Below are 10,151 nucleotides of genomic sequence, written 5' to 3' on the forward strand. Positions count from 1 at the left end.
TCCTCCATGAAATGAGACTTCACCAGTCTACCAGACTTACCGCATTCGCGCTAGACTAAAATGTGACGCGCTCTAATATCCAGCCAGAAGTCTACTGAGGCAGCCTGATGGGCAAGTGTGCCTGTGGAACGTTGGCGAAGGAATGACCGCCGCTGTCGCGAGAGACAAGATCAAGGCTCTGAAAGAGCGACTGGCCATGCTGACTCCCCCACCGCTCGGGTGGTCAGATCGGCCCTTCAACGGCCCCGCGCTGCTCACTGAGATCAATGAGCGAATGAAGCCGGTGTATCAAGAAGCTGGCTTAGAGCCGGTCATACAAGTCAGCGGTCCGGCTCCCTACGAGCACACCCAGTGGCAAGACCGGCTGGAGACCCAGAATCGTCGCCTGGGCGAGGCGAGCACCCAGGACACGTTCGCAGCGAACGTCGAGAAATACCTAGTCCAGAAACGTGCCAAATTTGCTGCGGGGCAACTCTCGGCTGCGTGGGCTGAGACGTCGAGGTCGCACCTTGAGTTCATCATGGAGTTTGCTGGAAGTGGCACATCCGTCTCACGAATCGACCACAATACCGTCCAGGGTCTTTACAACCATCTGCTGGGGCGAGTCGCGGCCAAACAAATGAGCGACCATTACGCTCATAACGTATTTGCTGTTTTTAAGCAGTTCGTCCGCTGGCTCGTTAAGAACACCTCGCATCTGGAAATGCTGCCCAAAAATATAAACGAGCAGGACCTGCGGATCTCGGTCACCCCACGCGAAGTGAAAGTTCTCACTCGCGAGCAAATCAAGACCCTGATGGAAAAAGCCAGTCCACGGACCAAGCTCTATCTTCTGTTAGGTTTAAACTCGGCCATGACCCAGATCGATATGGCCGAACTCCATCCCAATGAAGTTGACTGGAAGCAGGGGATCATCACACGGAAGCGGAGCAAAACAGGTAACTGCGAGAACGTGCCCGTAGTATCGTATCCGCTTTGGCCGGAGACATTCGAGCTTCTCAAGCAAGAACGTAGCGACGATCCGGATCATGTACTACTAACCCGTGAAGGGAAACTGCTCCGGACTGAGGACATAAACGGCGGAAAGTACAAGAAGACCGATGCCGTGCGACTGGCGATCCGGAGACTCTCTAAAAAGACGGAGATCGAGTTCACTCTAAAGGCGTGCAAGAAAACTTCGGCTTCCCTGTTGCGGGGCAACCGAGACTACAAGGGACTTCAGAGTTTGTTTCTCGATCACGCCCCGCAGACTGTGGCCGAAATCCACTACACGACGGTCCCTCAAGAACTTTTGAACGAGGCGATCGCCTGGCTGGGTCGCGAACTGGGGATCGTCAAGGACAAGTCTGACTTGAGAACGATGTAAGTTATGTTGAACTTCAAAACCACTTTTGTAGTTGACCCGATATGCGGACACTGAATCCTTCAGCGAACTACAGCGCTTTGAGAAAAGATTGTCTGCTAGTTCTTATCGGATGTCGAGATCCATGAATAACGTGATGACTACGTGACTTGCACAATATTAAATGGATTAGTGTTACAGTTGATTCTCGATTTTTCACTGCACCCAGATGCCACTCTTGAAATGTCGCCAGGGATATGGTCCCTCTTTCAGTGAGCTGCGACCATTGTAGAAGCGAATTGACACATCTCTTGTCTTACTTCGTATTTCAATGTAATCTTTTTTTCGCTTGACCTCCCGAAACGTATCGTACCAGCCTTTCTTTTTGAACTCTCGCCACTCACCGTTAGGTTGAATGATAAAACCACCAGTTTTGTAACTGAATACCCGACGGCCGTCGAAGAGAAACGGGGCGATCAATTGATCGACTTCCGCTTTCAGTGCGGCAGACTGATTTGCAGTTCCTCCATTACGTCCGTTGTTGGTGATTGCCTTCTGATACTCTCTTTGAATCGAATGAACCGCTCCCAAGATGTCCTTTTCAAATCGGTCTGTTGGTACTACAGTAGGTAGGATGCGGTCTCGGGTAAATCGTTCACGCTGATTATCAAGAATTCTTACAGTATGTGTGTCTCCCCCCTTAACAGCGGCTTCCTTTTTCTTATCGAACAGAGCGTATATTGTCTTCATTGCAGAATCTGCACGATCCTTGAACTCTTGCTTTGCGGAATCCAGTTCGGTTGATTTTGGCTTGTCTTGTTCGTCCACGACCATGGCGGAAGGAGGAGATGGAGGGGACTTAGGCTGTAATTTATCCAGATAAGATTTTACCTGTTGATTATTAACAAGCCTGAGCGTCGAGATTGATCGGAGCAGTGATACATTTTCGTTCGCTAGTGTTTCTTCGATTGTCAAAGTAGCGAGGGGCATCTCGCTGATGAAGGAGATGTCTGACACTTTTGTCCCTTGGCACCGAAGTAACTCCAACCGCATTCCCTTCAGCGGTGACAGATCGGCTACCGCTGTGTGAGTGCATTGCACCGACGTCAGCGGCATTCCACGCAGCGGCGACAGGTCTTTAATCTTCGTCCGAGATGCGTCGAGCTTCCGCAACGGCATCCCTGTCAGTGGTTTTAAATCAGTAACCCGCGTGCGAAAGCAATTCAGCCACTTTAAGGGCATTCCCCTCAATGAAGATAGATTGGAAACCAATGTGTTAAAACAATCCAGATGTTCTAGTGGCATCCCTTCAAGAGGCGACAAATCGGAGACATTGGTTCTGGAGACGTCCAGATGCACGATCGACATTCCGCGCAGGGGAGCTAGGTCAGCAACTTTCGTGTCCAGGCAATTTAAGTGAACGAGATTCATCCCGGCTAATGGGGACAGATCGTTGAGAATTCCTTTTTGCCGAAAACTTCCCGCACACCGGAGTACGGTAAGATCAGGCAGACCTCGTATTGGCCAGATCTTGCTCACATGATCGGAATTAAATCCGAATTCAAGAACTCGACCGCCATTAATCTTATAACTTGTTTTTCCCTTGAAACCCAAGTTTACTTCGACCAATTTCCGCGTCACCCGGGAGACTTGTTGTTCTGGTGGTAGTCGGATCACTTCATCAATGAATGTTCGCTGTTCTGCAGTCGGTTGCCATGTAGGCTTTCCCGCTTGATCGCCAGCACAACTGGTGATCGGCCACGCAATGCAACTGTAATATACCAGCAACACAACGATTACTGTCTTTTGTCGGTAAAGATTATTTATAAATATCATTCCCGTCTCCATAGTCTGAACCTTTGAACTTAATTTGTCGTGATGAAGAGAGCCATATGACTATGTTGCTGAAGCAAATCTCTGAACATAAATCTCGCTTACTAATAATCAGTGCGTAAAACTGCGGCAGTCTTCGCCAAGAAATTTCAAGAATTTTGGTGGTTGACGCGAAGTTCCCAGCGCAGCCAAGCCTTGGCATAGCCCCAGAGCCGGTTGGTGGAGCAGGAAGTGATGCTCAGAACGCCACCCGCTTGGCGAATCGTAAACCCATATTGAGAAACAATATATGCCACATAAGAATTGACAGTGGCAAGCTTGTTGAGGGCTTCATCGAAGGCAATCAGATCTGCCACAAGCTCCGGGAGAATTGCAGCAAGCTGGTCAGCATCCGACACAAGTAATTGCAACCAAAGGCTGCGCCAGTGCCTACGCTTAGTTTGGCCCATTTGAAATTCAATATCTGTTTTGCAAACAAAGCAGAGTAATAATTTGGGCTGCATTCGTGGATTATTTGCCTGGTAAAATATTTATCCCAGACTGAAAACTTTGCAGATATTCCAGCTTGTGCTGTCCGTTGATCGTAGTCAGGGATGTCATCTCTGCCAAGCATGTTCGATTGCGGAGTGCTTGCTGCGGACTGCAGTTAAGCGATTCGATCGGTAGAGAATTTATAGGGGACAGATCGAGTGTGGGAGGCCCCCCTTTCAGGGTGAGTTTGCGGAGCGAGTTCAGCATGCGCAGGGATGAGATGTCATGAGACTCGGGAGCCAGAGTCAGAGTCGCCTCAATGACGACGCCCTCTTCAATGACCGGCACCAGGCCGACTCCGTTCGCGTCTTCACGAAGTTTGCCAAGGATTGCTTTGGTCCGTACGCTGGCAGGTTCCTGAGCATAAGCGGATGCGAATGCTTCGACGGCGCTCTGTTGTGCGGCATACTGACTCCAGAAATCACCCGCTTCGCGTATTTCATGGGCATCCCTTCCCAGCCGTTTCAGGGGCAACTGGAATAAAAGTCGTTCATCCTGTTTCTCAAAGAGCGGCAGGCTCAATGTCAATTGTTCCAATGGCATATGCTCCAGCGGTGACAGGTCGGAGACCAGGGTTCGTTCGAAACTCAATTCTTTCAAAGGCATGCCTGCGAGTGGTGACAGATCGGAAACCTGAGTATTCTCAATGTGAAGTGTGGTCAGTGCAGCTTCTTTCAGTGGCGATAAATCGGAAATGCCCGTGTTACTGCAGTAGAGCGCCTGCAGGGGCATCCCACTCAACGGTAACAGACTGCTGACATGAGTCTGGTGTACTGCAAGATGCGTCAGATCCATTCCCCGGAGAGGGGACAGGTCGGCCACTTGAGTGAAATCCAGGTTCAGGTTGGTCAGCCGCATCCCCTTCAGCGGAGACAGATCCGACACATGCGGACTGCTCCAGAGAAACAGAACCTTGAGCGGCATGTCCGCTAACGGGGACAGGTCTTTAATCCTGGTGTGGGCACCATACAAGTGATCCAGTTTCATTCCCTTTAGAGGCGTGAGATCGGAAACACTGGAATTACTGATGTCCATTCTGGTCAACGGCAATCCGACCAGTGGTGAAAGGTCCTTCAGTTTCCCATGTGTCAGATGTGGCCCACCACATCTGAATGAGGTTAGTCTTGATAATGCTCGTACCGGCCAGACCGCTGAGATGTGCGGCCCACCATTACAGGACAGACCGACAACATGACCGTTTTCGATGGTTTCCTCCAGTTTACCATCAAAACCAGGATTAACCTCCATCAACTTTTGAGACACCGCGACAACTTGGTCTGTCGCTTTCATGCGGGCTACTTCGTCAAAAAATTTCAGTTGCCCTGCATCAGGTGTCCAGTGCCCCTGCGACGTGTTGGGCGCTCTCAATTCTCTCCAGTCGATATCACATTCGGGCAATGCCTGAGCGAGACGTCTGATGCCCTCCGTCGTTACCTGGGTTTTGTCCAGGTACAGGTTGCGAAGATTACGATTCTGCTCCAGATACTCCAGGCCGACATCATTGATATTGGTCTGTTCCAGATTCAGTTGGCTCAATTGGGAGGCACCAGACAGAATCGCAAGTGTACTGTCATCCGCCTGGGTCAGTGAGAGCATCAACATCTCGAGTTTTTGCAGACTTGCATATCGCTTCAAAATCGAGAGATCTTCTGCTGAAAGTTGCGTATCCCCCAGCCTCAGATCACGCAGATCGGGGAAGTCGGCAAAATATTCCAGTCCCTTCTTTGTGATATTCGTCCCCCATAAATCAAGCCGTTGCAATCCACGATTGTCACTCAGGTGTGCGAGACCCGCATCGGTGAATTCAGGAGAATAAGCTAAGTTTACAAAACGAAGATTCTTTGTACCTCGCAATGCAGCCATGCCGGTATCGGTAACCTTCTTCAGGTTGATCAACTCGACGTGAGTCAGGCGAAAGGGACTGTCAGGGAGTTCCTTGATCGATGCGATGAGTTTTCTCTCTCCGTGACGGCTGTCATCGTTCAAACGTACTTTTCCCCCGATGGAGAGGACATATTCCGCAGCACGACGGTCGGGATCAACGACCTTTGAATCGATCGGTTGAGCTGCCGTTTCCCGGCTCACGCGCACAACCTGTCGCCCGTTCCGGGTGATGGTGACCAGTTCCTGCTGCAGGACCTCTCCATCTTTGGTCGCCTGCAGCTGATATTGTCCCGGTTTCAGTCGAAGTTCTTTGACGCCGGCACCGGTAATCACCATCTCCTGTCCATCGATGGAAATGCTGACACCGGGATCATCAACTTCGATCACCAGCATCCCTTCAGGCGAGAACAGGCGAATCACGGTTCCCCGCACATTGGTGATGCCGGTTGCTTCGGTGAAGCCGAAACTCGAAAGCAGCACAATCAGAATCGCTGCGAACTTCATCCAGGGGAACAGTCCCCGATGCATTCGCTTCGAGCTCTCAGGAGACTCTTCCACGAGAGGGATATTCAACGCGATTTCTTCATGAGTACCCGCTAACAGGTCAGCGACTTCCTGTGCCGAAGCAAAACGTTTTTCAGGTTCTTTCTCGTGCAGTTTTTGAATGATAGACACCAGCCAGTCAGGGACTTCCGTAATGACTTCCTGAATATTGCGTGGCTGCTCATCAACGACTCGTTTGAGTACGGCCAGCGTTGATGGAGCACGAAAGGGAGCCCGTCCGGTACACATCACATACAGCATGCTGCCCAGGCTGAACAGATCACTCCTCTGATCGAGTCTGACGCCCTGAACCTGCTCGGGGGACATGTACAGCGGGGTCCCGGCGATAATGCCGCTCTGGGATCGGCTGGCGTCATCCGCCGCGCGGGCCAGACCGAAATCGGTGAGCTTGACCTGGCCTGTACCTGATTCGATCAGGATATTTGCCGGCTTGATATCACGGTGGATCAAGCCCTGCTGATGTGCCGCCTGGAGTCCGTTGGCAATCATCTGTCCCAGTCGACAGATGGTTGGGAGTTCGAGTGGACCATTTTCGTCGAGCACCTGCTGCAGTGTTTTGCCGTCAATGAATTCCATGACCAGAAAGGGGAGAGGAGCTTCTTCGACCGCATAGATATTGACGACATTTTCATGACGAATCGCCGCGGTGGCCCGGGCTTCGCGCAAAAACCGTTTGCGGGCAGGGGAAGTAGCAGCCATGGTCGGTGTCATAACCTTGATAGCAACAATCCGGTGCAGTCGCTGGTCGAACGTCTTAAACACGATCCCGCAGCCGCCCCGACCGATCAGTTCCTGGATATCGTAATGGCAGAGGCTCCCCAGCGAACCTTCAACTGTTGGCGGTTCCAGAAAACTCAGATCCAGGTCGCTATTAAGAGGAATGTCATCGTCTGAGGCAACACGCGTCACATCGTTTGCTTTTCTGATTTGATCCACGGCAGGAATCTTCAGGAATTCTCCCGATCGCTCGTATTCGTCAAGTAGAGCTTCCACCTGTTTTCGCAGCAGTCGATCATCGCCGCATGCCTGGTCGAGAAACGCAGATCGACTCGGAACATCTTCGATCTCCAGCGCTTCGTTAAATATTTCCTGTTCGTTCATATTCAATTTTTCTTTAAGTGACTCACCCTGATCGATTTCAATACTCGTGTCAGGTATGAATCATCTATCGTATGGTGGAAGCTGTTAACACAAATTATCGAAATTCATGAATGAACACTATTATGCAGTTGAGTCTGACTCGAAGAAACAAAAGACGTTGTGAGAGACAGACCGACCATCGGCATTCACCTCTGCACTCTCTGTTGCATTCATGATCGTTCGACTCTGCAGAGACCTATTGTGACCAGCGATCTTTTTTTGAGGTGCTCCCAAGGATAACAAACATGCTTCAGGGAAACCCGATCATTGTACAGCCGACGTCTGTGGGCTTACTTTCTCATTTTCAAATAGTTCATTTATCGATTTCATCGCTGTCTCGACACGCCCCTTGAATTCCCCCCGGGCGACTACCAGTTCGCTCTTTCCAATCCGTCCCAGATCTGGTCCTGCGTTAGCCAGAATCATGATAACTCGATTCAGGTTCTGCTCCGGGTAATTACTCCGCTGCAGCGGATTGTAATGTTCTTCAAACTGCTCGGCATCAATGACTTTCTGTTCGATCATCTTTGAATTTAGTTCTTCGTCACAAGATGTGATACGAAACGGCACGCGTCCATCTATTTCGTCGGCGGGTAAGGTAGTGAGGATCAGAAGGATCGCCAACAGAGAGAGCATATTTCTGGTTTGAACTGACACGGATCGACCTCGCATAGCAGGGAATACGGTATATAGAACAAAGAGATGACTAGTGTGTCTCTTTGAACCTCGCTACCACTCAGTGCGTAGTGCGGCCGTAGGGGACGCCAGAAATTTTCAGGAATCTTCAAATTTATTGCGAATTTCCCGTCGAAGCCAGGCCTTTGCATACGCCCACTGGCGGTCGGCTGAGCGGGGCGAGATTCCCATCACTTCCGCAGCTTGACTTAGCGTAAGCCCCGAAAAATAAACAAGTTGAACCAGTTCTGTGGTTAGTGGGTTCACTGCGGAGAGCCGGTTTAGTGCCTCATCCAGAGCAATCAGATCTTCTACCGGTTCAGGAGAAATGGCGGGGTTCACATCGTCCAGTTCAAGACGCATCGCATCCCCTCCCCGTTTGAGACTTCTACGAGTCCGCGCATTTTCCACCAGCACACGGCGAATGGCGATCGCAGCCGCACCAAAGAAGTGTCCTTCTCCGTTCCATTCCGCATCGTTTCCCACCAGTCGCAGATAGGCTTCATGGACTAAAGATGTAGCCTGACGGGTATGCCCGAACTGTTCTTTCGCTAAATAATCTGCTGCGAGTTTTCGTAGTTCATCATAGACCAGAGGCAGCATTTTTTCCGCGGTAGCCTGGTCTCCCGCCTGAATGGCGTGCATCATGTCAGTGAATTCAGACATCGCAGAAACAGACTTTCGTAGCGGGGTTTACTTGAAGATTCTCAAAACAAAGCGGGACTCCCCGTTGGGACAAGAGTGTCGCCCATCCTTGACAGGGGCACGGAACATAAAAAGTGAAACGTTCCTCCCTTCGTTTTGTACTGGTTATCTTTTATCTTATCAACGAGTCCGTTGATTTCTATGTGAATATTTTGTTTAACTAACCGGCTCTACTTCTCGTACCTAGTTCTACTACCATTCTGGATACGAATAAAAGATTTCGAGTCTAACAGGAGAAGAGTACCACACACTTGGTAGCGAACCCTGCAGTTTGTCATGACATTCCAGACATTTTCGAGTGAGTACTCGCATCAGGGAAGGGCTCAGTCCATTCGGCAATGAAACACATGGGATCATCGCCATACGAAATGACTTTTCCATTCTGGTACAGCGATTTGAGAATGAAGTCGCTGTTGGAGTCAATAAACTGCGCCCAAACAGCCTAACTAACACGGTTTCGATCTGGTTTAACCAGGAACTGTGGTTGGTCAGATACACAAAACGGATGCGATGTGCCGGGGCGGTCAGGAACGCCGGCCGACTGGTCATCGTTTTTAGCACACCTTTGCGTTTGACCGTTCACTGACTCTCTGGATCAATATACGACGATTCCTTAAGAACTTTTGAACGAGGCCATCGCCTGGGGGAAGCACCACCCCGCAACCTGATGCATCTCTGGATTGTGACCTGCCTGGGCAAGCGTTTTCGCGATGCCCTGAATGAAGTGGTGACAGTCCCTCTGGAAAAAGCGTTGAACCCGGATGACCAGCAGAAATATCTCTGCAGGAAATCCGACGAGATCCTCACGCTACTGCTGGATCAGAAGTTTTCTCCGGAAGAAGCCGTTCAGTTAGTCGTGAAAAAGCCCCTGCAAGGACTGTTTCCCGAAAAAGTCACCAAGGGACTGCATCTGGTCTAAACTCTGTATGATGCGTTCGAGCATACCCACAACGAAGTCGACAACCTCCTCGTGGCACTCAACGGTAAGTACGTCCCCCCGGCCCCGGCAACAGCCCCGATCGGAACCCGGCAGTGGTGTCCGACCGGATACTGTCCCCCTGCTCTCTGATGACCTGCTCTGCAATCTCAACGAGCTTGATCATGTTGATATATACAAAATGATGCCTGCGATCTACGGCCCTTGCTGCCCTTCTGCTTGCTCAAGGCCTTGTTGAGGCCTGTTGCTTCCCAAATCGCTCCAGAGGGCCTCACAGGTGGTCGGGTTGATACGGACTGCCCACACCCCAGAAAATATTTGACTGTCGTGACACAGTTGGCAAAATAGACAACACCTTTTCAGTAATAATTGCAAGGGTGTTAGAATTATGTCAGACAGAGAGCTCTCCCGGCAGCAACTATACGAACAAATCTGGTCCGTCCCAGCCTCTCGCCTGGCGACGGAATTTGGGCTGTCTGATGTCGGGCTGGCAAAGCTTTGTAAACGCCATGATATCCCCCGCCCCCCACGTGGCTACTG

General features: G+C 50.6%; 8 protein-coding genes. 3 read left to right on the forward strand and 5 right to left on the reverse strand.

All coding sequences use genetic code 11. The features are described from left to right. The first annotated feature begins 142 nt into the window (after nucleotides 1-142). Nucleotides 143-1,366: a tyrosine-type recombinase/integrase gene (locus ACN0YN_RS30990; protein ID WP_417388740.1), complete on the forward strand. Its 1,224-nt coding sequence runs from the start codon at nucleotides 143-145 to the stop codon at nucleotides 1,364-1,366. Between the two features lie 192 nt (nucleotides 1,367-1,558). Here ACN0YN_RS30990 and ACN0YN_RS30995 read toward each other — a convergent pair whose 3' ends face one another. The 5 genes from ACN0YN_RS30995 to ACN0YN_RS31015 form a co-directional block, all read right to left on the reverse strand. Further along, complete coding sequence (locus ACN0YN_RS30995; protein WP_417388741.1) at nucleotides 1,559-3,178, reverse strand: leucine-rich repeat domain-containing protein; 1,620 nt, start codon at nucleotides 3,176-3,178, stop codon at nucleotides 1,559-1,561. Between the two features lie 146 nt (nucleotides 3,179-3,324). Then, nucleotides 3,325-3,678, reverse strand: a complete 354-nt coding sequence (locus ACN0YN_RS31000; RefSeq protein ID WP_417388742.1) for a hypothetical protein — start codon at nucleotides 3,676-3,678, stop codon at nucleotides 3,325-3,327. Between the two features lie 7 nt (nucleotides 3,679-3,685). Continuing rightward, entirely contained in the window at nucleotides 3,686-7,255 is a 3,570-nt protein-coding gene (locus tag ACN0YN_RS31005) for a protein kinase domain-containing protein (RefSeq protein ID WP_417388743.1), read from the reverse strand. A gap of 303 nt (nucleotides 7,256-7,558) precedes the next feature. Next, nucleotides 7,559-7,951 (reverse strand): hypothetical protein, encoded by a 393-nt coding sequence (locus ACN0YN_RS31010; RefSeq protein WP_417388744.1) that lies wholly within the window; start codon nucleotides 7,949-7,951, stop codon nucleotides 7,559-7,561. 117 nt (nucleotides 7,952-8,068) lie between these two features. After that, the gene (locus tag ACN0YN_RS31015) at nucleotides 8,069-8,635 is read right to left on the reverse strand and encodes an ECF-type sigma factor (RefSeq protein ID WP_417388745.1); all 567 of its coding nucleotides are present in this window, start codon (nucleotides 8,633-8,635) and stop codon (nucleotides 8,069-8,071) included. A gap of 706 nt (nucleotides 8,636-9,341) precedes the next feature. On the opposite strand from ACN0YN_RS31015, the gene ACN0YN_RS31020 reads away from it, so the two are divergent. Together ACN0YN_RS31020 and ACN0YN_RS31025 are read left to right on the forward strand one after the other, a co-directional pair. Then, on the forward strand, nucleotides 9,342-9,593 hold the full coding sequence (locus tag ACN0YN_RS31020; RefSeq protein WP_417388746.1) for a hypothetical protein: 252 nt from the start codon (nucleotides 9,342-9,344) through the stop codon (nucleotides 9,591-9,593). A gap of 3 nt (nucleotides 9,594-9,596) precedes the next feature. Next, nucleotides 9,597-9,743, forward strand: coding sequence for a cobaltochelatase subunit CobN (locus ACN0YN_RS31025; protein WP_417388747.1), 147 nt, complete (start codon nucleotides 9,597-9,599; stop codon nucleotides 9,741-9,743). The last annotated feature ends 408 nt before the right edge of the window (nucleotides 9,744-10,151 follow it).

Source organism: Gimesia sp., assembly GCF_048260065.1.
GTDB lineage: Bacteria > Planctomycetota > Planctomycetia > Planctomycetales > Planctomycetaceae > Gimesia.